This window comes from Streptomyces tropicalis (genome assembly GCF_029269835.1).
Classification (GTDB): domain Bacteria; phylum Actinomycetota; class Actinomycetes; order Streptomycetales; family Streptomycetaceae; genus Streptomyces; species Streptomyces tropicalis.
Window position 1 is genome coordinate 120,004 of the sequence record NZ_JARJBB010000009.1, and the last position, 24,630, is coordinate 144,633.

Annotated in this window: 24 protein-coding genes and 1 tRNA gene; 10 read left to right on the forward strand and 15 right to left on the reverse strand. The window is 68.3% G+C overall.

All coding sequences use genetic code 11. The features are described from left to right. Positions 1-9: 9 nt before the first annotated feature. Positions 10-987: an ATPase BagA gene (gene bagA / locus P3H78_RS19115; protein ID WP_276110251.1), complete on the forward strand. Its 978-nt coding sequence runs from the start codon at positions 10-12 to the stop codon at positions 985-987. Beyond that, positions 984-2,453, forward strand: coding sequence for an ATPase BagB (bagB, locus tag P3H78_RS19120; RefSeq protein ID WP_276110252.1), 1,470 nt, complete (start codon positions 984-986; stop codon positions 2,451-2,453). The genes bagA and bagB overlap by 4 nt, the downstream gene beginning before the upstream one ends. A gap of 223 nt (positions 2,454-2,676) precedes the next feature. Here the strand turns inward: bagB and wblA are convergent, their stop codons facing one another. Further along, entirely contained in the window at positions 2,677-3,015 is a 339-nt protein-coding gene (wblA, locus tag P3H78_RS19125) for a transcriptional regulator WblA (protein WP_276110403.1), read from the reverse strand. A gap of 686 nt (positions 3,016-3,701) precedes the next feature. Between wblA and P3H78_RS19130 the strand changes: the two genes are divergently transcribed. Next, complete coding sequence (locus P3H78_RS19130) at positions 3,702-5,984, forward strand: transglycosylase domain-containing protein (protein WP_276110253.1); 2,283 nt, start codon at positions 3,702-3,704, stop codon at positions 5,982-5,984. A gap of 229 nt (positions 5,985-6,213) precedes the next feature. On the opposite strand, the gene P3H78_RS19135 is transcribed toward P3H78_RS19130, so the two are convergent. After that, positions 6,214-6,681, reverse strand: coding sequence for a GatB/YqeY domain-containing protein (locus P3H78_RS19135; RefSeq protein ID WP_276110254.1), 468 nt, complete (start codon positions 6,679-6,681; stop codon positions 6,214-6,216). 140 nt (positions 6,682-6,821) lie between these two features. Here P3H78_RS19135 and P3H78_RS19140 point away from each other — a divergent pair, with 140 nt between their 5' ends. The 3 genes from P3H78_RS19140 to P3H78_RS19150 all read left to right on the forward strand — a co-directional run bounded on the left by P3H78_RS19140 (position 6,822) and on the right by P3H78_RS19150 (position 8,769). Then, positions 6,822-7,748 carry a metallophosphoesterase gene (locus P3H78_RS19140; protein WP_276110255.1) on the forward strand — a complete coding sequence of 309 codons (927 nt, stop codon included), beginning with the start codon at positions 6,822-6,824 and terminating at the stop codon, positions 7,746-7,748. 129 nt (positions 7,749-7,877) lie between these two features. After that, entirely contained in the window at positions 7,878-8,663 is a 786-nt protein-coding gene (locus P3H78_RS19145) for a Pr6Pr family membrane protein (RefSeq protein ID WP_276110256.1), read from the forward strand. A 32-nt stretch (positions 8,664-8,695) separates the two neighbouring features. Beyond that, positions 8,696-8,769: transfer RNA gene (locus tag P3H78_RS19150), tRNA-Pro, on the forward strand. A gap of 83 nt (positions 8,770-8,852) precedes the next feature. Here P3H78_RS19150 and P3H78_RS19155 read toward each other — a convergent pair. The 11 genes from P3H78_RS19155 to P3H78_RS19205 form a co-directional block, all read right to left on the reverse strand. Continuing rightward, positions 8,853-10,034, reverse strand: a complete 1,182-nt coding sequence (locus P3H78_RS19155) for a site-specific integrase (protein ID WP_276110257.1) — start codon at positions 10,032-10,034, stop codon at positions 8,853-8,855. A 70-nt stretch (positions 10,035-10,104) separates the two neighbouring features. Continuing rightward, a complete protein-coding gene (locus P3H78_RS19160) occupies positions 10,105-10,317 on the reverse strand; it encodes a helix-turn-helix domain-containing protein (protein ID WP_276110258.1) in 213 nt (70 codons plus the stop codon). A gap of 170 nt (positions 10,318-10,487) precedes the next feature. Continuing rightward, entirely contained in the window at positions 10,488-11,648 is a 1,161-nt protein-coding gene (locus P3H78_RS19165; protein WP_276110259.1) for a DUF3631 domain-containing protein, read from the reverse strand. Continuing rightward, on the reverse strand, positions 11,645-11,911 hold the full coding sequence (locus tag P3H78_RS19170) for a hypothetical protein (protein ID WP_276110260.1): 267 nt from the start codon (positions 11,909-11,911) through the stop codon (positions 11,645-11,647). The genes P3H78_RS19165 and P3H78_RS19170 overlap by 4 nt, the downstream gene beginning before the upstream one ends. Positions 11,912-11,997: 86 nt before the next feature. After that, positions 11,998-12,915, reverse strand: coding sequence for a bifunctional DNA primase/polymerase (locus P3H78_RS19175; protein WP_276110261.1), 918 nt, complete (start codon positions 12,913-12,915; stop codon positions 11,998-12,000). Then, complete coding sequence (locus tag P3H78_RS19180; protein ID WP_276110262.1) at positions 12,912-13,985, reverse strand: DNA cytosine methyltransferase; 1,074 nt, start codon at positions 13,983-13,985, stop codon at positions 12,912-12,914. Before P3H78_RS19180 ends, P3H78_RS19175 begins: the two co-directional genes overlap by 4 nt. Positions 13,986-14,081: 96 nt before the next feature. Beyond that, positions 14,082-15,869 (reverse strand): MarR family transcriptional regulator, encoded by a 1,788-nt coding sequence (locus tag P3H78_RS19185; protein ID WP_276110263.1) that lies wholly within the window; start codon positions 15,867-15,869, stop codon positions 14,082-14,084. 265 nt (positions 15,870-16,134) lie between these two features. After that, positions 16,135-16,479 carry a DUF6251 family protein gene (locus P3H78_RS19190; protein ID WP_276110264.1) on the reverse strand — a complete coding sequence of 115 codons (345 nt, stop codon included), beginning with the start codon at positions 16,477-16,479 and terminating at the stop codon, positions 16,135-16,137. Next, positions 16,449-16,820, reverse strand: a complete 372-nt coding sequence (locus tag P3H78_RS19195) for an RRQRL motif-containing zinc-binding protein (RefSeq protein ID WP_276110265.1) — start codon at positions 16,818-16,820, stop codon at positions 16,449-16,451. The genes P3H78_RS19190 and P3H78_RS19195 overlap by 31 nt, the downstream gene beginning before the upstream one ends. Further along, a complete protein-coding gene (locus tag P3H78_RS19200; protein WP_276110266.1) occupies positions 16,820-17,710 on the reverse strand; it encodes a DUF2637 domain-containing protein in 891 nt (296 codons plus the stop codon). The genes P3H78_RS19195 and P3H78_RS19200 overlap by 1 nt, the downstream gene beginning before the upstream one ends. Continuing rightward, positions 17,707-17,970, reverse strand: coding sequence for a DUF6284 family protein (locus tag P3H78_RS19205; RefSeq protein ID WP_276110267.1), 264 nt, complete (start codon positions 17,968-17,970; stop codon positions 17,707-17,709). Before P3H78_RS19205 ends, P3H78_RS19200 begins: the two co-directional genes overlap by 4 nt. Positions 17,971-18,437: 467 nt before the next feature. Between P3H78_RS19205 and P3H78_RS19210 the strand changes: the two genes are divergently transcribed. Both P3H78_RS19210 and P3H78_RS19215 read left to right on the forward strand, forming a co-directional pair. After that, positions 18,438-19,211, forward strand: a complete 774-nt coding sequence (locus P3H78_RS19210; protein WP_276110268.1) for a GntR family transcriptional regulator — start codon at positions 18,438-18,440, stop codon at positions 19,209-19,211. Further along, entirely contained in the window at positions 19,208-19,792 is a 585-nt protein-coding gene (locus P3H78_RS19215) for a GNAT family N-acetyltransferase (protein ID WP_276110269.1), read from the forward strand. The genes P3H78_RS19210 and P3H78_RS19215 overlap by 4 nt, the downstream gene beginning before the upstream one ends. 270 nt (positions 19,793-20,062) lie before the next feature. Here P3H78_RS19215 and P3H78_RS19220 read toward each other — a convergent pair whose 3' ends face one another. Both P3H78_RS19220 and P3H78_RS19225 read right to left on the reverse strand, forming a co-directional pair. After that, positions 20,063-20,974, reverse strand: coding sequence for an O-methyltransferase (locus tag P3H78_RS19220; protein WP_276110270.1), 912 nt, complete (start codon positions 20,972-20,974; stop codon positions 20,063-20,065). Next, complete coding sequence (locus P3H78_RS19225) at positions 20,974-22,350, reverse strand: ATP-binding protein (protein ID WP_276110271.1); 1,377 nt, start codon at positions 22,348-22,350, stop codon at positions 20,974-20,976. The genes P3H78_RS19220 and P3H78_RS19225 overlap by 1 nt, the downstream gene beginning before the upstream one ends. 179 nt (positions 22,351-22,529) lie before the next feature. Between P3H78_RS19225 and P3H78_RS33430 the strand changes: the two genes are divergently transcribed. Both P3H78_RS33430 and P3H78_RS33315 read left to right on the forward strand, forming a co-directional pair. After that, positions 22,530-23,834, forward strand: a complete 1,305-nt coding sequence (locus P3H78_RS33430) for a DNA cytosine methyltransferase (protein WP_369015723.1) — start codon at positions 22,530-22,532, stop codon at positions 23,832-23,834. Next, positions 23,734-24,486: a very short patch repair endonuclease gene (locus tag P3H78_RS33315; RefSeq protein ID WP_313884414.1), complete on the forward strand. Its 753-nt coding sequence runs from the start codon at positions 23,734-23,736 to the stop codon at positions 24,484-24,486. Before P3H78_RS33430 ends, P3H78_RS33315 begins: the two co-directional genes overlap by 101 nt. Positions 24,487-24,630: the final 144 nt, after the last annotated feature.

The window sequence follows — 24,630 nt, forward strand, 5'->3', positions numbered from 1 at the left end:
CTCGAATACGTGAGCAGGTTCCAGGTCGTCAGCGGCAAGGGCGGGACCGGAAAGACCACGGTCGCCGCCGCCCTCGCGCTGGCCCTCGCCACCGAAGGGAAGCGGACGCTTCTCGTCGAGGTGGAGGGCCGGCAGGGCATCGCACAGCTTTTCGAGACGGAGGCACTGCCCTACGAGGAGCGGAAGATCGCCGTCGCTCCCGGGGGCGGCGAGGTGTACGCACTCGCCATAGACCCCGAACAGGCACTGCTGGACTACCTCCAGATGTTCTACAAACTGGGTGGTGCCGGCCGGGCCCTCAAGAAACTCGGGGCGATCGACTTCGCCACCACCATCGCGCCGGGCCTGCGGGACGTCCTGCTGACCGGCAAGGCATGCGAGGCGGTCCGGCGCAAGGACCGCGGCGGGGGCTTCGCCTACGACTACGTCGTCATGGACGCCCCGCCCACGGGCCGCATCACCCGCTTCCTCAACGTCAACGACGAGGTGGCCGGCCTCGCCAAGATCGGCCCGATACACAATCAGGCGCAGGCCGTGATGCGGGTGCTGAAGTCCGCCGAGACGGCGGTGCACCTGGTGACGCTGCTGGAGGAGATGCCGGTGCAGGAGACCGTCGACGGCATCTCCGAGCTGCACGCCGCCCGGCTCCCTGTGGGCCGCGTCATCGTGAACATGGTCCGCCCGCAACTGCTGGACGGCACCGACCTGGACCTCGTGCGCTCCGTGCCGCGCACCGAGCTGGCCCGGTCGCTGTCCGCGGCGGGCCTCGGCGGCGCCCGGCGCGGCGGAAACGCCGAGCGCCTGGTGGACCCGCTGCTGGGGCAGGCCGAGGAGTACGCCGAGCGGTACCTGCTGGAGCAGGAGCAGCGGTCCGTCCTCGGCGAGCTCGGGCTGCCGCTGCACGAACTGCCCCTGCTCGCCGAGGGCATGGACCTGGCAGGCCTGTACGAACTGGCGACCGAGCTGTGGAAGCAGGGGATGTCATGAGCCCGGACCCGGCCCACGCGCAGAAGCCGCCCCACGCGGGCGGCCCCGCGCCCGACGCGGCCCGCCGGCTGCCCCCGGCGAAGCTGCTCGACGTCGATCCGCTGCTCGACGATCCCGCCACCCGGATCGTGGTCTGCTGCGGCTCGGGCGGGGTGGGCAAGACGACCACCGCGGCGGCGCTCGGCCTGCGGGCCGCCGAGCGCGGGCGCAAGGTGGTGGTCCTGACCATCGACCCCGCCCGCCGGCTCGCCCAGTCCATGGGCATCGACTCGCTGGACAACGTCCCGCGCCGGGTGAAGGGCACGGAGGGCGACGGCGAGCTGCACGCCATGATGCTCGACATGAAGCGCACCTTCGACGAGGTCGTGGAGGCGCACGCGGACTCGGACCGGGCCGCCTCGATCCTGGCCAACCCCTTCTACCAGTCGCTCTCTGCGGGCTTCGCGGGCACGCAGGAGTACATGGCGATGGAGAAACTCGGCCAGTTGCGGGCCAGGGACGAGTGGGACCTGATCGTCGTCGACACCCCGCCGTCGCGCTCCGCGCTCGACTTCCTGGACGCGCCGAAGCGGCTCGGCTCGTTCCTCGACGGCCGGCTCATCCGGTTGCTGACGGCCCCCGCGAAGCTGGGCGGCCGCGCGGGGATGAAGTTCCTCAACGTGGGGATGTCGATGATGACCGGCACCCTCGGCAAGCTGCTGGGCGGTCAGCTGCTGAAGGACGTGCAGACCTTCGTCGCCGCGATGGACACCACCTTCGGCGGTTTCCGGACCCGCGCGGACGCCACGTACAAGCTGCTCCAGGCGCCCGGCACGGCGTTCCTGGTGGTGGCGGCCCCGGAGCGGGACGCACTGCGCGAGGCCGCGTACTTCGTGGAGCGGCTGGCGGCCGAGAGGATGCCGCTGGCGGGCCTGGTGCTCAACCGGGTGCACGGCAGCGGCGCCGGGCACCTGTCGGCGGAGCGCGCGGTCACCGCCGCGGAAAATCTTGAGGACCCCCGCATTGTGGATCAGGGGGACGGGAAAGCTGGACTTCGTAACTCTCCCGATCTGCACGGAAGTTCAGACGATCCCGGTTCCGGCGCTTCCGACGCCCCCGGCACTCCCGGCACGGACTCCCCCGTGGAAGGCTCCCCCGCCGACACGGAGCGCGCCGATGCGGAGCCCGCGGGCACGGAGGGCTCCCGGCCGGAGGAATCGTCCCCGAAGGACGCGGGCGCGCACTCCGCGGACCAGGAGCGGTCCGTGGAGCAGCTCACGGCGGGCCTGCTGCGTCTGCACGCGGAGCGCATGCAGCTCCTGTCGCGCGAGCAGCACACACGGGACCGTTTCACCGCGCTGCACCCCGAGGTCGCGGTGGTCGAGGTGGCCGCACTGCCCGGCGACGTGCACGACCTCACGGGCCTGCGGGACATCGGAGTCCGGCTCGCGGACCACCGGCGGGAACTGCCGGAGGCCACTGCCTGACCTCCGGTGCGACGTCCCGCGGACCACTGCGGCACCACGTCACCGCGCCCGGCTTCCGGGGCCACTCCACCTGCCCCCGGACCGGCGTCGACGTCGTACGGCTGCGGCGGTCCGCATCCCCGCGGCGGCATCCGGTCCCTCAGGCGCCCGGGACCCCGCGTACCGCCCTGTGATGCGGCGCACTGCCCGAGGGGGTGCCCTCAGGCGGCCGACGGTGACGGCCTCAGCCCACCGCCGCGTAGTTCTCGTAGACCGCGTCGTCGTCGAGGGGCACGAGACCGGCCCCGCGCTCGTACTCCAGCCGAGCGGTCTCCAGCAGCCGGCGCCACGAGGTGACGGTCGGCCTGCGGCGCAGCAGTGCGCGGCGCTCCCGTTCGGTCATGCCTCCCCACACGCCGAACTCGACGCGGTTGTCGAGCGCGTCGGCAAGGCATTCGGTGCGTACCGGACATCCGGTGCACACCGCCTTGGCCCTGTTCTGCGCTGCTCCCTGAACGAACAGTTCATCCGGATCGGTAGTGCGGCAGGCCGCCTGCGCACTCCAGTCGGTTACCCAGCCCATACCGGCGCCGTCCTCTCCCGAATCGAGGCTCCCCCACGGCGGCAGCGGCATATTCACCGCCGCCAGTTGAGGACGTTACGGAAGGCGGGCACAGCGCAACACCCCCTTCGGGCCCAATCTTGAATGGCCCGAACGGACTATGGGTAAGCGGCAGATCACCCGGGGGAGTGAGCTGGCGACATGCGCGGCATTCCCGGCACATGGGGACGGTTCAGGTGCGTCACAACGGACACCAGGATGCACACAAGGCCAATTCGGGCACGTGCTCAACACGCCCTCGGCGCGCTCCTTCACGCGCCGCCGGGCCGCCCCGCCGCCTCCCGCGCACCGCCGGCCGGATGCCCTGCGGGCACCGTCGACGCGTACCGCCGAAGAAAATCGCGAGGATCCGGAACGTTTCGGGGTCGCCGGACGTATTGATACGTGGCCGCTCTGCTGTGACAGTTGAGAGCAGCTTAGGCCAACGCCTGCCCGTGTGTCCGGCGAATGGGAAGGTAGGCATCCCGTGATGCCGTGCGCCGGCGGCGCGGCCCGGCTCCACCGGCCGTCCGGCAGGCACCGGCCGCGGACCGCCGTGGGCCCGTTCCCGCGCTCCACCTGCGCCGGAGGTCACGGTCCGGTACGTGAAAGCTGCGTGGGCCCCGTGCTCCTGCAGAACGCCGAGGACGGGGGATTAGGCTGCCTCCATGCCAAACAAGCGCTCGGGCGGTGGCATGTCACCAACGCAGCAGGCCGCCAAGTTCCTCGGTGTCAGTGTGCTCGCGGGAGCTGTCCTGGCCGGAATCGCCCTGCCCGCAGCCGGCGTGCTCGGCCTGGCGGCGAAGGGGTCGGCGACCGGGTTCGACGACATCCCGGCCAACCTCAAGCGCCCGCCGCTCAGTCAGCGCACCACGATCCTGGACAGCCAGGGCCGGCAGATCGCCCAGGTCTACTCCCGCGACCGCACGGTGGTGGACCTCAAGGACATCTCCCCGTACATGCAGAAGGCGATCGTCGCGATCGAGGACTCGCGCTTCTACCAGCACGGCGCGATCGACCTGAAGGGCGTCCTGCGCGCCCTCAACAAGAACGCGCAGAGCGGCGGCGTCGCGCAGGGCGCCTCGACGCTCACCCAGCAGTACGTGAAGAACGTCTTCGTCGAGGAGGCCGGCGACGACCCGACGAAGGTCGCGCAGGCCACCCAGCAGACCCTCGGCCGCAAGGTCAAGGAACTGAAGTACGCGATCCAGGTCGAGCAGGACCTCGGCAAGAAGAAGATCCTCGAGAACTACCTGAACATCACCTTCTTCGGTGAGCAGGCCTACGGCGTCGAGGCGGCCGCCCAGCGCTACTTCTCCAAGCACGCCAAGGACCTGAACCTGCAGGAGGCGGCGCTGCTCGCCGGCATCGTCCAGTCGCCGAGCCGGTACGACCCGGTCAACGACGAGGCCGAGGCCACCAAGCGGCGCAACGTCGTGCTGCAGCGCATGGCCGAGGTCGGGGACGTCTCCCAGGCGGAGGCCGACCGGGCGAAGCAGGCACCGCTCGGCCTGCGGACCACCCAGCCGCGCAACGGCTGCATCACGGCCACCACCGGCGCGGGCTTCTTCTGCAAGTACGTCGAGCACGTCTTCCTCAACGACCCGGTCTTCGGCGCGACCCGCGAGGAGCGGGCCAAGGTCTGGAACCAGGGCGGCCTGACGGTCCGCACGACCCTGGACCCGCAGGCCCAGCAGGCCGTGCAGGCGTCGCTGAAGAAGCACGTCTACCAGACGGACGCGGTCGCCGCGGCCTCCGTGCTGGTCGAGCCCGGCACCGGCAGGATCGTCGCGATGGGCCAGTCGAAGCCGTACGGCTACGGCAAGAACGAGACCGAGATCAACTACTCGGTCGGCAACGACATGGGCGGCTCGAACTTCGGCTTCCCGACCGGCTCGACCTTCAAGCCGTTCGTGGCGGCGGCCGCGCTGGAGCAGGGCAAGCAGGCGACGCAGGAGTACGCGTCGCCGTACAAGATGCCGTACCCGAGCCCGGTGCAGACCTGCAGCGGCGCGCCCTGGACCAACCGCGAGAACACCCAGGTCGAGAACGAGAACACCGCGGAGCACGGCCCGTACCGGATGAAGGAGGCGATGGCGAAGTCCGTCAACACCTACTTCGTCCAGCTGATCTCCGACATCGGCCTGTGCCCGGTGGCCGGCATGACCGACAAGCTGCACGTGGTGCAGGGCGACGGGCACAAGCTCCCCGAGAAGCCGTCCATCGCGCTCGGCGCGATCGGCGTCTCCCCGCTGACCATGGCGAGCGCGTACGCCGCCTTCGCCGACCGGGGCACCTACTGCACGCCGGTCGCCATCCAGTCGATCACGCAGAAGATCGGCAACCGGGAGAAGACGCTCGGCGTCCCGAAGTCGACCTGCGCGCGGGTCATGTCCCAGAAGACCGCTGACACCGTGAACACCCTGCTCCAGGGCGTGGTCGACTCCGGCACGGGCCAGGAGGCCGGCCTGTCCGACCGCGACGACGCGGGCAAGACCGGTACGACGGACGAGCGCAAGAACGCCTGGTTCGTCGGCTACACGCCCAACCTGTCCGGCGCCGTCTGGGTCGGCAGCGCCACCCAGCAGGTCAAGATGATCGACATCAACATCGGCGGCGTGTTCAACCCCCTGGTCTACGGCGGCCAGGTGCCCGGCCCGATCTGGCGGGACGCGATGACCGGCGCCCTCACCGGCAAGCCGGCCCCCTCCTTCCACCTCGTCGACATCCCGGACGGCGGTGGCAAGGACAAGGGAAAAGGCAAGACCCCCGGGGGCGGAAGCAACGGGGGAAACAGCGGCACCACCGGTGACATCGGCGGCCTCGTCGGCGGCCTGACCGGAGGCGACAACGGCGGCCCGCTCCCGAAGCCGAGCTTCTCCCTCCCGGGCGGCTTCTTCCAGGGCCAGACGGGGACGCGCGGCAACGGGTTCGGCGGCCGCAAGGGCTGAGCCCCGTCGCCGGGCCGTGCCCCGGCACGCCGAACGCGGCCACCACACGCGCCACCTCACGCACCGAGCGGGTGCCGGCACAATGCCGGCACCCGCTCGGTGCGTGTGCGGGGACCCGATCCCCGTACGGGATGCGAGGACCCGATCCCCGTGCGTGTGCGAGGAACCGGGCTCCGCCGCCCGGTCTCGGTCCGGCCGGGCCGGACGCGGGGCCCCGGGCCTCCGCCGGTCAGCCCCCGGCCAGCATCCTCTTCACCGCGGCGGCGACGCGGCCGCCCTCGGCCTGCTTCGCGACCTTCGGGTTCACGATCTTCATGACGGCGCCCATGGCCCGCGGCCCCTCGGCGCCGGCCGCCTTCGCCTCCTGGACGGCCTGGGCGACGATCTCATTCAGCTCGTCGTCGCTCAGCTGCCGGGGCAGGTACCCGGCCAGCAGCTCGCCCTCGGCCTTCTCCCGCTCGGCCTGCTCGGGACGGCCGCCCTGGGCGAAGGCGTCGGCCGCCTCGCGGCGCTTCTTCGCCTCCCGGGTGATCACCCCGAGGACCTCGTCGTCGGAGAGCTCGCGCTTCTCCTTGCCCGCGACCTCCTCCTTGGTGATCGCGGCGAGGGTCAGCCGGAGCGTGGAGGAGCGGAGCTCGTCGCGCTCCTTGATCGCGGCGTTGAGGTCATCGTGCAGCTTCGACTTGAGCGTGGTCATGACGCCGATTGTCGCAGGTGCGCCGAGCCGCCCGCCCCCCGATTTCCCCCGGCGCACCCGCGTGTTGGCCCGCCGCGCCCGCCACCCTCGATCAACTGGACGATTACCGCTGTCCCGCGCGGGCCTGACACGATGGAGGCATGCGCGCGCGATACGGAGTACCCCTGGGCATCACGGCGGTCGCGGCCGCCGGTCTTCTCTACTCCGCGGGCTTCGAGGCCCGCTCCTTCCGCCTGCGACGGGTCACCGTCCCCGTCCTGCCCGCCGGGGCGCCCCCGCTGCGTGTGCTGCAGGTCTCGGACATCCACATGGTCCGCGGCCAGCGCAAGAAGCAGCGCTGGCTGCGCTCCCTGGCCGGACTGCGCCCGGACTTCGTGATCAACACCGGGGACAACCTCTCCGACCCCGAGGGCGTGCCGGAGGTGCTGGACGCGCTCGGGCCGCTGATGGAGTTCCCCGGCGCGTACGTCTTCGGCTCCAACGACTACTACGGCCCGAAGCTCCGCAATCCGGCCCGCTACCTGATCGAGAAGACCCAGGGCCGCCACGGCCTGAACGGCAACGCGCCCGCCGTCGGCGTCGTCCACAACCCGTGGGAGGACCTGCGCGACGGCTTCGACGCGGCGGGCTGGCTCAACCTGACCAACACGCGCGGCACGCTGAAGGCCGGGGGCACCTCCGTCGAGCTCACGGGCCTGGACGACCCGCACATCAAGCGGGACCGCTACGCGCGGGTGGCGGGCGGCCCGTCCGGCACGGCGGACTTCTCGATGGGCGTGGTGCACGCCCCGTACCTGCGCACGCTGGACGCCTTCACCGCCGACGACTACCCGCTGATCCTGGCCGGCCACACCCACGGCGGACAGCTCTGCATCCCCTTCTACGGCGCCCTGGTCACCAACTGCGACCTGGACACGGACCGCGTGAAGGGCCTGTCCACCCACACCGCCGAGGGCCGCACGTCGTACCTGCACGTGTCGGCGGGCTGCGGCACCAACCGCTACACCCCGGTCCGTTTCGCCTGCCCCCCGGAGGCGACGCTGTTGACGCTGGTGGGGCGCGCGTAGCGGCACCGGACGACGAGTACGGCGTCCGCCCCGGCCCCCGGGCCGGACGCCGCCCTCCCGCGCCGTCGCCCCTCACCCGGACGCCGCACCCGGATCGCCCGCTCCGCCCCTCCTTCCTACCGTGAGGGCATGACCGCCCCGATACCCCGGGACATGCCGGACATCCCCGCGATCCCGGGCATCCCCGTGCTCATGCCGTCGGCCGTCCCCGCGGCCGCGGTGATGTCGCCCGTACGCCGCCCCTGGGCGGCCCTGTACCGGCTGCTGATCGCCGGCGCGTGCGCGGCCGCGGTGGCCGTCGAGGTGGCCATCGGCCCCCCGGCCCACGTCCTGAGCCACTTCGTCGTCCAGAGCAACATCCTGCTGGCCCTGGTCATGCTCCTCGCGTCCCGCAGGGCCTGGGCCGCCCGCCGCCCCCTGCCCGCCGCCCTGACCGGCGCGGCCCTGCTCTACGTGCTGATCGGGGCCCTGGTCCACCACGTGCTCCTGACCCGGATGTCCCCCACGTTCTCCCTGACGGGCGAGCCCGGCACCCACACGGTGTGGCAGGCGGCGGCCCGCACGGTCCTGCTCACCGCGGCACCGGTCGCGGCGCTCCTGGACTGGCTCCTGCTGACCACCCCCGACCGGCTGCACCTGCGCCAGGCCGCGCCGTGGCTGCTCTACCCGCTGGTCTACCTGACCTTCATCCTCACCCGGGGGGAGCTGCTGCTGCCGGGCACGCCCGACCGCTATCTGTACCCGTTCCTGGACGTCGTCCAGCGCGGCTACAAGCACGTCCTGGGCAACGCCCTCCTCCTGGGCCTGTCCTTCTACGCCCTCGCCGTCCTCCTGGTGGCCGTCGACCACACCCGCCCGAACCCCGTCCGGCGCCGCTACAGAACCGGATTTCGTCTCCGGCCACCGGTGGGCTAAAGTAAACGTCGTCGCCGCGACAGCAGCGACATCGGGGTGTAGCGCAGCTTGGCAGCGCGCTTCGTTCGGGACGAAGAGGTCGTGGGTTCAAATCCCGCCACCCCGACACTGGTCAGAGGCCACATACGGATTTCCGTATGTGGCCTCTGTCGTGCTCGGGGGGCCAAACAGGGGGCCAAAGGGTTCTGATCAACCCTCGCGGACGCGCTCCCCGCGCCGCTGCGCAAAGATCACGTCCATGGCCTCAGCTCCCTCGGTGATGACCGGCCGGAGCTGCTTCCGGTAGACGGCCTCCGTCGTCGCCTGGCTGGTGTGCCCGACGAGCTGCGCGATGCGCTCCAGCGGGATGCCATGGTCCGAGAGCAGCGAAACGAAGCTGTGCCGCAGCTCGCGGGGCGTCCACTCCGGAACCAGTCCCGCCCTCTTCACGACGGCCTTGAAATCGCGCCGGACGTTGGCAGCGTCGAGCGGCTCACCGCTCCGCGTCGTGAAGACGCGACCGGTCGGACTCCACTCCGTTCCTCGGGACGCCCTCTCCTGCTTCTGCCACCGCTTGTGCTCTTCGAGGACGTCGACCACCTGCTTCGGCAGAGCGATGGTCCGGCGACTCTTCCTGGTCTTGGTCTCGCCGTGCTTGCGCACTGAGCGCCAGACGGCGACGTGGGGCGGGATGCCGTCTTCCGTCTCCAGGAAGAGGTGATCCCAGGTGAGGGGCCGTGCCTCCTCCGTGCGTACGCCGCTGAGGAGTGAGAGCACGAGGTAGGCGTACAGCCGCGACGGGCGAGCGGCGGCGAGCACGGCTTCCGCCTGCTCAAGATTCAATGCCTTGCTCGGACGGCCCGGCCGTCCTTCCGGAGCGGTGACCAGCAGCGCGACGTTCCGTGCGGCCTTGTCCCTGCGCTGAGCGTGCTCGATGGAGCGACGCAGGACGGCGAGCAAGTCACGGAGGCTGCGCGTCGCCAGGAATGCAGCCCTGCTGTCCAGCCAGTCGTCGACGTCGTCCGCACTGAGGTCCTTCAGCTTGGCTTTGCCGATGAACGGGATCAGGTGCTTGGTCGCCATCGAGCGGTTCTTGCCGATGGTGCCCTTCTCGTCGCGTCCCTTCAGGCCGCGCTCAAGCCAGTCGTTCACCGCGTCGGCCACGGTGTAGTTGGCCGGCGTCTTGACGCCCGACTGCAGTTCCTTCTTCAAGTCTCGGATCTTCTGGCGGACCTCGGTCTTGGTCTTGCCATACACCTTCGGGCGGCGGCGCTTTCCGTTCGGGGCGTATCCAAGGGACACGGCGCCCACGTAGCGATTCTTCGCGGCGTCCCAATAGATCGTGTCTTCGCCGTGGCCGGCCCGGCGGGCACGCTTCGGGGTCTCGGTCATGTGGTGGTCTCCAAGCGAGCGGGCCGCGCCCGGAGGCGCGGCCCAGTGATGCCAACGAGTGGGAGTGAGGTCAGACGGCTTTTTCCGCCTCGCGCTTGAGCAGCTCGACGTACTGCGCGATGTACTCGGGCGGGATGAGGCGCCGACGGCCGATGCGAACCGTCTGGAGGCGCCCGAGGCGGATCTCCTCGTAGACCAGCGAGCGGCCGATGCCCAGGGCCGCTGCTGCTTCTTCCGGTCGGTACAGAACCCGCTCAGCGGGAGAGGTAAGCGTGATGCTCATCCGGGGTTGCTCCTTGGCAGGTGTCCTGGGGCCTTCTGGGAAGTCCGCTACATCCGCTACGCCGCTACATCGCAGGTCAGCGGGGGTGTTTTTGTAGCGGAGGGGTGGCGTGTAGCGGCTACGCACGCTTTGCGGGGTGGTGGGCGTAGCCGCTACACGCTTCGGTGCCGCTACAGATTCAGGTGCTCTGAGCTGGGCTGTAGCGGTGTAGCGGATGTAGCGGAGTCCTGGGGAGGGGGCGGGCAGTAGCGTGCCCACGCGTCGGCCAGGTCCTCGGCGTGGAAGCCCTTGAGGACTCCGCCGGCGGTGCGGATGTTGCGGGATCGGATGGGGGCGTTGTCGGCGGTCATGTATTCGCCGAGCATCCGGGCCAGGCGGCGGTTGTCGAGCGGCTTGCCGTCGAGGTCGGCCCAGGGGGCGTCGTCGAGTGCGTTGAGCCGGTCGAGGATGGCGATGGTGGGCAGCTTGTCCACGCCGATCAGGACGTGTTCGCGCAGGTCGGTCAACAGGCGGATTCCGAGGCTGTGTTTGTCGGTGGTCTGCGCGGCTTTGACGAGCGTCACGCACGCTTCGCGGGCCCGCTCGGGCCACTGGCCGCCGATGGCGTCCGCGATGGCCAGGAGCGGCTCCCATACGTCGGCGGGGCGGTCGGTGACGCCGTCGGGCATCTCGGGCCAGGCCCCGAGCACGAACCCCCGTGCCTGCTCCGCCCATTCGGCCAGGCGGTCGCGGAGCTTGTGGCCCTCGGCTTCGTGGATGCGGGCGCGGAAGGGTTCCACGCGTTCGTTGCGGGCTCGTCGGCGCATGCGGATGACGATGGAGCGGGTCAGGATCGTGTCGGGCAGTGAGCCGAGTCCGGCGACCGCGACGGCGCAGTACGAGGGGAATGCCTGCACGGTCTGGTTGCCGCCGTCTCCGATGCACCGGTAGGTGACGCCGGTTCGGCGGTGGCCGGCGTTGAGGAAGCCGCGCAGGTCTTCGTTGTCTCCTGCCTTGGGGCCGAAGATGGTGTCGATCTCGTCGAACAGGATCGTGGGCCGGCCGTCGGCTCCGGACACGGCCCGGAAGAGGGCGGCGGCGGACGCGTTGACCGCGACCATCGGGTGGGGCACGAGCGTTTCCACGATCTCCAGCGCCCGGGACTTGCCGGACCCTGGCTCGGGGGACAGGAAGGCGAGTCGGGGGGTGGAGTCGAAGCAGTCGAGCAGGTGGGCGTGTGCGTCCCACAGGGCGACCGCGACGTATGCGGCGTCGGTGGGGAAGACGTTGAAGCGGCGGTGGAAGGCTTCCACCTCGTCGAGCAGCGCGGCGCCGTCGATGGGGTTGGTCATGCGGCGGCCCTTCCTTCCTGGTGGGTGCGCAGGGGGCATGCGTCAGGGTGGGCGGCGTGGTCGTTGATGAGGGCGAGCACCCGAGCACGGCCGATGGCCGAGCGGTCGCGTCCGCATGCGCACTGCGAGGTGGCGGTGGGGACGGCGCCGCGCGGTGCGACGACGTGCAGCCACCCGACGGGGCGGGGGCCGTTGTCGCCGTGCAGGTCAGAACCACAAGCAGTTCGGACGCCCTGACGGGCGGCGCCTTTCGGCTCGCCCACGGCCGCAGCGTCCACAGGCTGTGGAGCGGCGTCGGGGCCAGTGGGGGTGGGGGTGTGGCAATCCAGGCGGGGGGAGCGGGGGCCGGTCATGCTGCCGCCCGCGGTGTGGCGTGGGAGATGACCCAGTCCATGGCACTGCGGATGGTGGTGCGGCACTCGGCCGGCGGCAGGCCCGTAGCCTCCCCCGCCCCCTGGATTGCCTCCTCCACCACGTGCCGGGGGATGTCGCCCCACGCCACGAACCGGGCCACCTTGCAGGCGCTTCGGTGCAGGGTGTTGTTCCGCCCGTTCGGGCCGCCCTCGGTCGCGGAGGCGACGACGGCGCACTCGCGCTCCAGGGCGGCCCTGGCGGCGAGGGTGCCGTCGTGGACCCGGGAGGGCGCAGGGGTGGGCCTGTGCGGCTCCGTGAGCAACGTGGTTAGCCAGGCGGGCAGTTCGGCTACGGGGGCGCCGTGGGCGGCCTCGTAGGTTCCGTCGGGGGTGGTGCTGCCGGGGGCGACGACGTAGCCGCCCCAGGCGCGGGTGTCGATGTGCGGTCCGAGACCGTCGACGCTGCACTTCAGCCGGGCCCCGGCGGGGGCGGTGAAGTAGAGGTGTTCACCGCGCGCGGTCCGCACCCGGTAGGTGTCCGGGAGCACCCGTCCGGCGCGCTCGCAGAGCGCCTGCAACGAAGTGGCGCCGTCAGGCGCTCCTTCTGGCTCTTCCGCCTTGACCGGGTCCAGGTCGATGACGACCAGCCCGGCCGGCCCGGTCGCGATGCCGACGTTGTAGGGCCGGTGCGCCCACGCCGCATGGATCAGCTCGGGGTCGGTGGTGGCACGCTCCTCCGGAGTGCGGTGCCCGCCGGCGCACCGCCCGGTCCCGGGACAGACGCGTTCGGCGTGCCCCGCCGGGCGCTTGCTGCCCGGGTGGAGCGGAATGACCGGCCAGCCGCGCTCGGCCGCCGTAAGCGCGGACGCGAGCAGCGGCAGGCACTCCAGCGAGACGCTCGGGATCCCGGTCATGCCGCCACCTCCCCCGCCGGCGCCGCCGCGGTGGTTCCGAGCAGCCGGGCGTAGGCGTGGTGGGCCTGGCGGGGGACGACGCCGTTGCCGAGGATCCTGAGTTGTTCCTTGCGGGGGATGCCGGGCACGGCGGTGACCCAGCCGGCGGGCAGGCCCATCATCCATTCCGCGAAGGCCGGGGACAGGCGCCGGTTGCCGCGTGTGCCGGGCTCGGTCGGGCAGGGCGCCGGGCGTCCGGTGATGTTCTCCCAGCGGCGGATGGCGGGGCCGTAGTCGGTGCCGTCCGTGGCGATCCAGTCGTCCTGTTGGGGGAGGCGGTTGACGACGAATTCGTTGAGGGGGCGGGAGTTGCGGCCCAGGAGATTGGAGGCTCCGGACTTCCAGTCCCGGGCGGCCGGGGTGGGCAGCAGGATCACGTTTCCTGCCGCGGTGCCGACAGCAGCGTCACGGCCGTGCGCAGGTTCAGTCCGCCCCTGCGGTTCGGGCTGGTACCGGGGCCGCCAGTGCCGTCCGAGCTGGTCGGGGTCGGCATCAGCGGGATGGGCAACTGCGAACCAGCGGTCGCGTTCGTGCGGGGCGCCGACTTCCGCGTCACCAGCGCGTACGCATGTCCACCGCGCGTCATACCCGAGCGCGGCCAGGTCCGCGGCGACGACGTCCAGCCCCCGCGAGCGGAGCGCCGCCACGTTTTCCAGGAAGACGTAGCGCGGTCGAAGGACGCCCACAGCCTCAGCGACGTTCTTCCAGACTCGTGACCACTGGCCATTGATCCCGTCCTTCCGTCCGGCGTTGGAGATGTTGCGGCAGGGGAAACCGGCGGCCACCACGTCCGGCCGATACAGGTCGCGGACCTGATACCAGTCGGCGGCGGTGATGTCCCCGAGGTTCGGCACGCCGGGGTGGTGGGCGGCGAACACGGCCGCGGCATGCGGGTCGTTCTCCGCGTAGGCGGCGACCTGGCCGCCGAGCCCGGCGCGGAGCGCGGCTTCTAAGCCGCCGTAACCGGCGCACAGCGCCACGATGCGAGGCGGCAAGCCGGGGGCTCGCCGGATGTCGGTGGGGTGGGTCATGCTGGGAGACCTCCACAGGTCTGTTGCTGGGCAGGTGGACAGGCGGCGGCCCCGGTTCTTGGTCGGATGGGGGCCGCCGTCGTCTTGGGTGGTGGGTCAGGCGGCGGCGGATTCGTCGCCGCGCGTGGCGGTCAGGGAGCCGTCCGGGGTGCGGACGACGGCGCCACTCGTGGTGAGGGCCTTGACGGCCTTGGACACGGCGCCCTTGGACAGGCCCGTGAGCGTGGCCAGGTCCTTCTGTCGGACCGGCTCGTCAGCGGTCTCGATGGCCTTGAGCACGCGGGCGGCGGCGCCGTCCGATGCAGGTGCCGTCTCGGGGCCGGTGTCCTTGAGGAGGGTGAGCGTTGGGGCGCCCGCGGCTTCCATCGTGGGAGCGGTCGTGCGGGACCAAGGGGTGCGGTCGGGCAGGGCGATGACGACGGCCTTGTCCATGTAGCGGACCTTGACCGGGTCGGGCTTGCGCTTGCCGTCCCGGATCAGCGCCACACCCGGCACGGGGAGTTCGTCGGCGTTCCATCCCTTGGCCTGCGCGTCCTCACCGAGGACCACGCGGGCCTCGGCCGGCGTGCGCACCGCGAGGCAGATGGAGACGCCGATCTGCGGTGCGATCTGCTTGGGGATGCCGTCACCGATGGTCGGCTTCTGGGTCATCCACCACAGGTCGATGCACGCCGCGCGACCCATCCGGGCCAGGGACTCCAGGCCCGGCAGGGCGGAGCGGTTGGCGGTGCGGGTCTTGCCGTCGCTGGTCTCGGTCTCGTACGGGACCTTGTCGGCGGCGGTCATGACCTCGGCGCCCTCGTCGACGACGACCGTGATGCGCGGCCGATCGGCGGTGGGCGTCCAGGTGTCCTGTCCCTTGGGCAGGATGCTGAGCCGTTCCAGCATCTCCGTCTCCAGCTCGTCGACCACGTCGACGACTTCGCGTGGGGTGGAGGCGACGCGGGCTCGGTGGTCCCACAGGCGCCCTTCGACGCGCTTGAGGTCGATGATGACGAGGGCGTTCGACTCGCCCTCGGACGCGTCGTAGAGCAGCGGGCGGGAGGCGACCGACTTGCCCGCGCCGGACCGTCCGGCGATGAGCAGTCGTTCTCCGAGCGGCACGGCGACCTGGTCGCCGGTGACGGTGTCGATGCCGAGGGAGCGCCGTTCGGGAGTCCACTTCAGGTCGTCGCCGTCGGCTGCGCTGCGGGTGCGCAAGGTGAGTTCGGCCCAGCCGCCCTGCTTGCCTGCCTTGATCTGCATGCGCAGGCTCGTGCGGGACCCGAGGAGGGCGCGGATGTGGTCCTCGGCGCTGCGGAGCTTGGTCGCCGTCCAGGTGCCGTCGAGGCGGACGGCGCACACGATCCCGGCTTCGGTCAGCTTCGGCCGGCCGGTCAGCGTCCCGGCGAGGCCGCGCTGTTCGGCGTGCTCCTTCCAGTGCTGCGGCTGCAACCGCTTGAGCAGCGCGGACTCTTCAGCGGTGGGCTTCAGGCCGGTGGTGTCGCGCTCGCGCACCGCGATCCACACCGACAGGGCGGTGACGGCCGCGACGACGGCGACGGCCGACCACACCCAGGCGCGGGCGGAGACCTGCGGCAGCCACACGTATCCGGCGACACCGAGCGCGGCGGCGGTCTTGAGGGCGAACAGCCACATCGGGTCCGGGACGCGACGCTTGGCGGTGCGCAACTCCCGCTCGGCGCGGTGGCGCAGGGGGGTGACGCCCTCGGGGTCGACGGCGCGGGCGGTGGCGAGCGCACGGCGGGCGTCGCGCACGAGGGGCTTGCGTTCGGCGCGCAGGGCGCGGCGCCGCTCGGCTTCCTTGCGCCAGTGATCGGCCGTCCAGCGGGCGGCGGTGGCTGCGTACTGGCGGTGGGTGCGCCAGACTTGTCCGTGACTCACGGGTGTCCTCTTCTCAGGGATCGGTGGGTTGGTGGTGACGGGTCCTGCGACGGCCCGTCACCACACATGCGGGTTACGCGGAGTGAGCGTGTTTCCGGTTTCCTGGTTTCCGAGGTGGCCTCTACGCGTGCGCGCGCGAGGACGGAAACTTCCGTCACCCTGCGTCGCTACGGGGCCTCTGGCGGCCGTACAGCCTTCCGGGGGTCAAACCCCACCCAGAAGGGGACTCGGGGGTCCTCAGGGGCGCCTACGGCCTCGGGGTGTTTCAGCGACCCTTGCGACCGCTCTTGCCGACGGCCCGGACCACGGTGACGACGGCCCAGCCGAGGACGAGCGCGATGAAGGCGAGCATCGCGAGGTTGGCGGCGATGGCGGTCAGCACGCTGACGAGGAGCGGGCCGAAGTAGACGCTGGCCGCGACCGCACCGGCACCGACCCCGGAGCCGAGCGCGACGCGCTGGACCGTGCGTTCCGGCGGCGCCTGGTGGATGTGCACCACCTGCGGGCCCACGGGCTGTTGAGCGGGCAGGGACGTGGGGTCGGCGTAGGCGTGGCTGCCGTCCGGGAGCTGCACGACGGTCAGCGGGCGTTGTGCGGGGAGCTGTTCCATGACGCACCCTCCGGGGCGTTGTCGGGGAAAGCGCAGGCAGAGCACATGCCGAGCGACGACGGGATGACGTAGCCGACATCCCGGCGGCACTCGGGGCAGGTGCGGCGGGCGGCGTTGGCCTTGGCCAGGGCCGCCCAGCGGGCCGGGGTCATCGCACGCACCGGCTTCGCTTGGTCGATGCGGTAGAGGTAGGCGACCAGCGGGCCCCGCCGGCGGCGGGGCCGCTCCACCTGCGCCGCCACCCCCTGACCACCTGGACGGAGTCCGAGGGCGCGGAGCTGGCGGTAGGTGGCGTAGCCGTCCGGAGCGAGTCGCCACCGGTAGACGGGCAGGGCGCCCATCAGGCGACCTGGAGGCCGCGTTCGGTGCGGAGCGTGTCGCGCAGGCTGCGGGCGTTGGCCGGCGAGGTGCGGACCTCACGGCGGATGCCCTCGGCGGTCAGCCTGGCGTCCGGCCATTCGGCCGTGGCCTTCCGGGCTTCGGTCAGCAGCTCGTCCGGGGTGCGCTTCGGACGCGAGGTGCGGGCGACCTCGGGCACGCGACCCGTGGCCCGGCGGGGGCGGGTCGACTCGGCAGCGATCGCGCGCCGCTCGACTGGGGGCACGGTCGGCTGCTCGATGGCCCCGGCCGGCTTGGCCGGGATGGTCGACTTCAGGAAGCCGACGGCCACCGCTCGGGGCAGCGCCGTGACGTTCGGCGTGATCGGTGCCGGGGTCGATACCGCGAGGTCAGACCTAGACCGATTCCTCTCGGTATTGGTCGATTCCTCCGCGTTCACGATCGGCTCCGTGATCGGGGTGGGGCGGTGGTGCAGCACCTTCGCCACGAGGTCGGACCCGAAGTAGATCGACCCGACCGGCAGCGAGGTGGCGAGCAGCACGAGCGCCCAGTTCGCCGGGTCCCAGGTGGCCAGCCGGCCCCAGTCGACCGAGCGGCCGTGCAGCTCCGGGACCAGGCCGTGCACGTAGTTCAGCACGAGCGAAGCGATCGTGTAGGCGGCCAGTACCCGCAGCGCGAACGTCCGATCTCGTCCGGCGAGCACGAGCGTCGCGATCAGGGCCAGGGCCATCAGGCCGTCGACCACGAACGGGTACAGCGTCGCGGCCGTGCCGTCGGCGCCAATGGCGCCCGCGATGTCGCGCAGGGCGTTCCAGGACACCCGGAAGGCCATCGCGACCACGACGACCAGCGCGAGCACGAGGGCCGCGCGGCCCTTGCGATGCAGGTTCATGCGGCGCCACCCGACCGGCCGGGCAGGCCGTTGACGTACTCGCGGTGCGCGGCGAGCACGCGCCGGCGAGCCCGGCGGATGCGCCGCTCGTCCAGCTCGCACGGCGTGCGGTCGATGACGATGATTTGCGCGTCCAGCAACTCCATCTCCGCGCGAATGACCGGCATCTCCGCGTCGATGGCGCCCAGCTCCGCGTCCGTGGGCTCCATCCACGGCTCGAACGCGGTAACAGCGTCCTGAACAGTAACGATGTGGTCCATGGGTCGTGTTCTCCCTAGCAGGTGGCAACGGCCCGAACAGCGGCCCCGGTGTTCCAGCACCGGGGCCGCGCGCCGTTGAAGTCGGAACATCCGGCTCCCCTCAGCACTGCTCGTACGAGACGAGCAGCGGAGGCAACCGGCCGCAGCAGACGAGCCGCGAATAGGTCGATGCGCGACACGGTCGCGCGCGGTCCGCCTTTTCGACTCGGGGAGACGGGGCCCACCTATGCAGTTCTCAAGCAACAGTCGCGCGCGGTGTGCGCGGTAACCCCAGGTCGGGGCTCCCGTCTCCACGGGGCTCACCGGGCGACTTCAGTGCAGGCGAGAGCAACTCAAGGGAATTGCTCCACCTGCTCAACTTGTTGGTACAAGCTGATGCAGTGATGTTGCACCGCCAGACAGCGAGCCGTCAAGGGATTGAGGCACACATGTACCAACAAGTTGAGCGAGTGAGTCATGATGGGTGCATGGACAAGCAGCCGAAGTACCGGCAGGTGGCCGATGCACTACGCCGAGAGATCGACAGCGGCACCTACGCGCCGGGTGCGCGGCTGCCGTCAGAGAGCGACCTGATGAAGCGCTTTGACGCTTCCAGGAACACGGTCCGAAACGGCCTGAACCTCCTGGTCAGCCAGGGACTCATCTCGTCCAGCCAGGGACTCGGGTACGAGGTGCGGTCTCATGAGGTGTTCAAGCTCAACGCTTCTCGCTTCGAGAACCTGGACTTCCCGCAAAACGGCGATGCCTACAACACAGATGTCACGAGCGTCGGCCGTCGCCCCCACCAGACGTTTCGAGTCGAGATGAGCCCGGCCTCTGAGGATGTGGCCGAACGACTCAAGATCGACGCAGGGTCCACGACGGTGCTGCGCTTCTGCCACCGCTTCGTAGACGACGTGCCGTGGTCCACGCAGGCCACCTGGTACCCAGGGTGGCTCGTTGAGCAGTCCCCGCGGCTCTCTCAGCCGGGTGACATCGAAGAAGGGACCACCAGGTATCTCACAGCTCACGGAATCGAGCAGGTGGGGTACTTCGACGAAATTGCCACGCGGATGCCGACTCCCGAAGAAGCGCGACTACTGGAGATCGGAGCTGGCGTGCCAGTGCTGCTCTGGACGCGTACCGGCTACTCGGAGGATCGGCCGATCCGATGCACGGTCACCACCTTCCGGGGTGACCTGAACCAGATGACCTACGAGATCGGCTCCTTGTCCGGCCGGGAAGAGAACGAGCCTCAGTGAGAATCTGCTCAGCGCAACCGCACGACTTGGACAAGCTGCTCGCCTTCCGAGAGGAGGCGGCAGCGTGGCTGTCCCGCCTTGGTAGCGACCAGTGGCAGCGCCCGTACCCGGCTGACAAGCTGCTTGCGACGATTGAGGCTGGGGTCGTGTTCATGGTGTGCGACGGAGACACCACGGCGGCCACGATCACCCTGACTCCGGAGGCGGAAGAGGGGCTCTGGACCGAGGAAGAGCTTCAGGAGCCAAGCCTGTTCATCAACAAGCTGACTGTGGCACGTACACATGCCGGCCGGAACGTCGGCGGTCGGCTACTCGACTGGGCAGGTGATCGCGCCTACTGCACGGGAGCTAAGTGGCTCAGGCTGGACGCCTGGACGAGCAACACCGCCTTGCAGTCCTACTACCTTCGCCAGGGGTTCGAGCACGTTCGTACCGTCCGGCAGGGCGCTGCCGTCAACGGCGGACCGAGAGTGTCCGGGTGGCTCGCACAACGCGCTACGCGCCCGGCGCAGCACGGGTTTGCAGACGACACCCCGCCCCCGGAGCGCAACGCCGCTGGAACGTCCTTTCCCACGGCGTGATCGTTCGCTGAATGGTGCATGACGACTCTGGCTGAGCGGTTGGTCCCGGAGGAGTTGTGGGTGCTCTTCTGCCGGATGGTGGTGCCGACGGAGCTAAGAACGCCAAGGTAGCGGCCGGCGACGCGCCAGGGACGTGAGGCTTTAGCCTCGATCATCTTCGTGACCATCTTGGGCCGCACGTGGCGGCGCTGCCCCCGATGCTCGGGCCGAGCCGAATGGCGGCCTACCTGCTCTTCCGGGTCTTCCACCGTTTCACGCTCGTAAGCCCTATCAGCTGTTCACGTGCTCAGCCCTGATGTATCGATAGAGTCGAAGGAAATCCTGGGCATCCTGATCCGGAAGCCAGGGAACCTTCAACTCATCCCCAGAAGAGAGCGGAAGCTGCTCCTCAAGAGCTCGACGCTCTTTCGCCGTCAGGATTGGCACACGAACGAGGTACGGATCTTGACCCAGAAGGCGAACAAAGTCCAATTCCTGGAAGCGGCAACTATCGAAAGCTACACTACTGCCCGGACCTATGACGATACCGCCAAAAGTTTGCATTTTAGCACCATCGGCGTAGTTGATGTTGACCACCTGACGCCACTCGGCACTGATCTCTCGATCACGCAGCCCTTTGATTATTACGTCCGTCAGGATCGTGTGCTGAGTTTGGGCTAGCCCCCAGACGGCCAAGGACTCATCGGTCACATTGGCAGGTATGCGCTCCTCGCCAACGTTGGCGGCCAACGCCTCTCGGCGCTGATTTATTCGGCCTTCCGGATGTGCATTGAGGGTAACGAACAGAACGCTTCCGGGCTGGAGTTTGCCGCAGAGGAGCGCCACGTCGTTGATCACTTCATCGTTGAGACGTTGTGTGTAGTCGAGCCAGACGATACTCAGCCTGTTCCAGCTAAGGTCCGGCAAAACAATGCTAGACCGTCCAGGTCTGACCTCAATCGTCTTGAAGGGGCGATTGAATAGGTAGCGATCTATAGAGTTCGAATCGGACTCAATCGAGATCATGGAGCTGATGTTCAAGGAACGGTGGATCAGGTGAAAGTCGATGAACTCCAGAGCACCGAACCCCACGTATTGGTACTCCTCAAGCGGCGCCATGGCTGTCAGCCGTCGACACACGTCAACGATCATGTGTCTCTGAACTGCCTTAGAGGGGCGAATTTGGTAGTCGATCCCTGCCACTAGTTATCCTCTCCTACCTGGTTGCGATAGAAGAAATCGAAGGTCTGCCGACCGACCTCCGCCACTAGCGTCGTATCCAAAGCTTCCGCCACAGCATCATATCGTCGTTTGTCCACCGAATACTGAATCTTGCGCATATTGTTTCGCGCAGCATTAATCGGCTTGGGTGTCGGATAGCTGAAGCGAGGGGAAGGAGAGATGTCCCGAAGCTGTACCGCTTGAGCGACAGTTAGAGCTTGGGCAATCGGTCGATCTTCGGGCAGTTCGGCATTCTGCCGCTCGGATTTGACCTTATTGAGCATTTGAATTACTTCGGAGCCAGCCTGCTTGATCTCGTTCGAGATCCTTCGCCACACTCTGGAGTCCTGATCCACGCTTGTTTTCGTCGTGTTCCAAGGAAGCAGCTCGTTGTACGCCGAGTCGATGAAAACGTATCCGCGAAATCGGCGATATTGCGGGTGATAGACCGGGAGGCCATTTCCCCAGCCGGTCAGCGTGGTTCGGTCAGCCGCAATGAGAAGACGGTTGTTGCAGAAGACGTACCATCCGGCATCACGCTCCCTTGGGAACAGTTCCGCCTGGTCATCGTCACCAGGGCCGCCGACGTGAGTCACACCAGCGTAGATCTTTACGTTGACTGGCTTCTCGTCTTCATTTAGCGTGAGCTGCCTGAAGAGGGGCCGTACAGCATCGCTTTGCTGAAGCTGAGGAATAAACGGCGTAACCGCTTCCTCCTGGAGGACTATCCTCATGCCACGGTCCAAAGCCTCACGGTGCCGAAGGCGAAGCTGATATCGCAGATTTCCGACCGTTTGAGAGGATTCAAAGTCCTCGGCGACAGTGTCGTGAAGATTTTCAACAACGATGTGCGTGCCTCGCGGCTGATCGCCCTCGGGGTTATAGTTCTCGTCAACGTGACTGAGGGTGAAGCTCCAATCAGGGTCAGTCTGCTGAGCCCATTCTTCGACATCGACTGACAGCCGAAAGTGAGTGTTCTCCGCGCGAGAGTCGACGGTGAAGTTCTTTCCGAGCTTGAAGAGGGCGCGCTTCATACCCACGCCAAATTGACCGACTGAGCCTTCAGTGCCCTTAACTGTTTGCGGGCGACCGAAACGAAATGCGTACTCTCGCGCTACATCAAGCGGGATCCCGCCACAGTTGTCTCTGATCTCGAAGCAAGCTGCGTTGATCGAAATTTTGACTTCAAGACCGTCGTATGAGCCGTCACTTCTTAGGCGGCGGGCGCCGTCGACACTGTTATCTACCAAGTCAAGGATTGCGGGCAGCAGCTCAATATCTTTTACAAGCATCCCGATGAAGAAGCGCTTCTCAGGGCTTGCCTGCACGCGAGTAGACGCGCCGGGCTGTGCCGTCATATTGCTCCCCCAGTCATCGACGTGAGCGTGCATCACATGATGACAACACCACGTCGCCTCCCACCAGTACGCCGCGAAGAAAACGCATGCTAGTAGCCCGTTCGGCTGGCGCACAAGGTGGCACCTGTGCGATCGTCAGCCGAGGGATGACGCAGCAACTAGCGGACGTGAGTGGGGACATGGGGCTGACAAGGAGCCGACGCCGGCCGGTGGCGATCGACCTCTTCGCCGGTGTTGGGGGCCTCTCTCTAGGCTTTGAGCAGGCAGGATTCGATGTCCTGGCTGCTGTTGAGTACGACCCGGTACACGCTGCTGCGCACCAGTTCAACTTCCCTCAGACAGAGGTCCTCTGCCGCGACGTCAGGAAGATAGGACGCGCCGAGATCCTCGAGACGGCGCGTCGTGGTTGGCGTCTGCATCACAAGTCAGGACCTGCCTGGGACGGGGTGGTCGACGTCATCGTCGGCGGCCCATCGTGCCAGGGGTTCTCAACGATGGGGCATCGCGATCAACATGACGAACGAAACGACCTCCTCCTGGAATTTGTTCGAATCGTCGTAGAGGTACGCCCTCGGTCCTTCTGTTTGGAAAATGTGCCGGGTCTACTGCAAGAAAAATACTCACCGCTTCGAGAGAGAGCTTTCAGTCGCCTCCGCTCCGCCGGTTATCGCATTTCCGGGTTTGATCGACCCGTAAATGCCGCACATTTCGGAGTACCTCAAAATCGCAAAAGAGTAGTTGTCATGGGCTCTCTAGAGAGCGAAGTGCCTCCACTGACTCCCAGCGGGCATCTCGTTTCTGTCGCAGAATCGTTCTCCCTACTGCCAGATGCCTCTGAAAGCGAAATCCTCACACAGGTGGACAGCGTGCCGTGCGCAAATCTACCACCTGGAGAGTGGAGTCTTAGTGACTCGCCATATGCTCGTCATATGGCCGGAGTAGCGAAAGACCCAAAGGATCTATCGCGCCCGCGAATTTGGGACCCGTCGCTTTTGACAAACTCTCGCTTGTCCACACATGCGCCAGAGTCCATCAAGCGCTTCTCGTCAACTCCGCAAGGGTCGGTTGAGCCAGTTAGTCGTTTCTTTCGTCTCTCGCTGACGGGTCAGGCTCGCACGCTTCGAGCGGGCACTGGGCGGGAACGAGGAGCGTTCACATCGCCTCGCCCGCTGCATCCGGTGCGCAACCGCGTAATTACCGTTCGCGAGGCGGCGCGTCTGCATTCGTTCCCCGACTGGTTTCGATTCCACGTGACCAGTTGGCATGGGCATCGGCAAATTGGCAACTCGGTACCACCGTTGCTCGCTAGAGCTGCGGCGCAATGCATTGCGAAGTCGCTAGGAATCACCCCATCGCGTGGGAAGGCTTCTGTGTACCTAGGAGATGAGGAGTTGCTTCGCTTGTCCATGGCTGAAGCGGCACTTCTCTTTGGTGCTAGGGCTGAAGAGATTCCTGCTCAGCGGACTCGAAAAGCTGCGGCATAGGTCGTTCGCCCCGGGCCGCCGTTCCGGGAGTACTGTCGCTGTCGTGGGATCACCCGAAGAGTCTTGGGCCTCCAGCAGGCGTACACGTGCCAGCATGCAGGGGAATCGCAGTCGCGACACGCGCCCAGAGCTTGCGCTGAGGCGAGCAGTGCACAGGCTGGGGCTGCGCTACCGCGTGGCGTCGCGGCCTCTCCCTGAGGTTCGTAGGACGGCTGACCTGGTCTTCACGCGCGTACGTGTGGCCGTCTTCCTGGACGGATGTTTCTGGCATGGCTGCGCTGCTCACCACACCGTCTCCAAGAGCAACAGCGTCTATTGGGGCGAGAAGGTTGCTCGTAATCGGGCCCGGGACCAGGACACAGACCGTCGTCTCCTAGATGCTGGCTGGGTCGTACTGCGGATCTGGGAGCACGAGGATCCGCAGGCTGCCGCCCAGCGAGTGAAGGCTGTCGTCTTGGAACGACGTAGGCGCCTCGATGAGTCGGTGAACCGCGTGGAGTCAGCTCTTGGAACGGCCAGCCGTCCCAGTGCTGGGGGCCAAAGAGGGGGCCAAGCGAAGCAGCCGGCGCAGGACCCTCCCGGACAGCTCTGCACAACCGCGGAGCCAAACCGGCAGGCCATCACCCCCGAACCGAAGCCACATGGAGCCTGATCGCGTTCGGGACGAAGAGGTCGTGGGTTCAAATCCCGCCACCCCGACAGCCGAAACACCAGGTGAGGCACCTAGGAACGTTCCTAGGTGCCTCACCTGTTTCTGCGTGCGAGTCCTTCCGCGTGGCCGGCGTTCCCCGCGTGT

Bases quoted from the DNA above. Each gene is read 5' to 3' on its own strand.
- bagB (WP_276110252.1), top strand. From the start codon at position 984: ATGAGCCCGGACCCGGCCCACGCGCAGAAGCCGCCCCACGCGGGCGGC.
- P3H78_RS19155 (WP_276110257.1), bottom strand. From the start codon at position 10,034: ATGACCGAGACCCCGAAGCGTGCCCGCCGGGCCGGCCACGGCGAAGAC.
- P3H78_RS19200 (WP_276110266.1), bottom strand. From the start codon at position 17,710: ATGAACCTGCATCGCAAGGGCCGCGCGGCCCTCGTGCTCGCGCTGGTC.
- P3H78_RS19225 (WP_276110271.1), bottom strand. From the start codon at position 22,350: ATGACGGCACAGCCCGGCGCGTCTACTCGCGTGCAGGCAAGCCCTGAG.
- P3H78_RS19205 (WP_276110267.1), bottom strand. From the start codon at position 17,970: ATGGACCACATCGTTACTGTTCAGGACGCTGTTACCGCGTTCGAGCCG.
- P3H78_RS19165 (WP_276110259.1), bottom strand. From the start codon at position 11,648: ATGACCAACCCCATCGACGGCGCCGCGCTGCTCGACGAGGTGGAAGCC.
- P3H78_RS19135 (WP_276110254.1), bottom strand. From the start codon at position 6,681: ATGACCACGCTCAAGTCGAAGCTGCACGATGACCTCAACGCCGCGATC.
- P3H78_RS19180 (WP_276110262.1), bottom strand. From the start codon at position 13,985: ATGACCCACCCCACCGACATCCGGCGAGCCCCCGGCTTGCCGCCTCGC.
- P3H78_RS19130 (WP_276110253.1), top strand. From the start codon at position 3,702: ATGCCAAACAAGCGCTCGGGCGGTGGCATGTCACCAACGCAGCAGGCC.
- P3H78_RS33430 (WP_369015723.1), top strand. From the start codon at position 22,530: ATGGGGCTGACAAGGAGCCGACGCCGGCCGGTGGCGATCGACCTCTTC.
- P3H78_RS19190 (WP_276110264.1), bottom strand. From the start codon at position 16,479: ATGGAACAGCTCCCCGCACAACGCCCGCTGACCGTCGTGCAGCTCCCG.
- P3H78_RS19160 (WP_276110258.1), bottom strand. From the start codon at position 10,317: ATGAGCATCACGCTTACCTCTCCCGCTGAGCGGGTTCTGTACCGACCG.
- P3H78_RS33315 (WP_313884414.1), top strand. From the start codon at position 23,734: ATGAGGAGTTGCTTCGCTTGTCCATGGCTGAAGCGGCACTTCTCTTTG.
- P3H78_RS19175 (WP_276110261.1), bottom strand. From the start codon at position 12,915: ATGACCGGGATCCCGAGCGTCTCGCTGGAGTGCCTGCCGCTGCTCGCG.
- P3H78_RS19195 (WP_276110265.1), bottom strand. From the start codon at position 16,820: ATGGGCGCCCTGCCCGTCTACCGGTGGCGACTCGCTCCGGACGGCTAC.
- P3H78_RS19210 (WP_276110268.1), top strand. From the start codon at position 18,438: ATGGACAAGCAGCCGAAGTACCGGCAGGTGGCCGATGCACTACGCCGA.
- wblA (WP_276110403.1), bottom strand. From the start codon at position 3,015: ATGGGCTGGGTAACCGACTGGAGTGCGCAGGCGGCCTGCCGCACTACC.
- P3H78_RS19140 (WP_276110255.1), top strand. From the start codon at position 6,822: ATGCGCGCGCGATACGGAGTACCCCTGGGCATCACGGCGGTCGCGGCC.
- P3H78_RS19145 (WP_276110256.1), top strand. From the start codon at position 7,878: ATGACCGCCCCGATACCCCGGGACATGCCGGACATCCCCGCGATCCCG.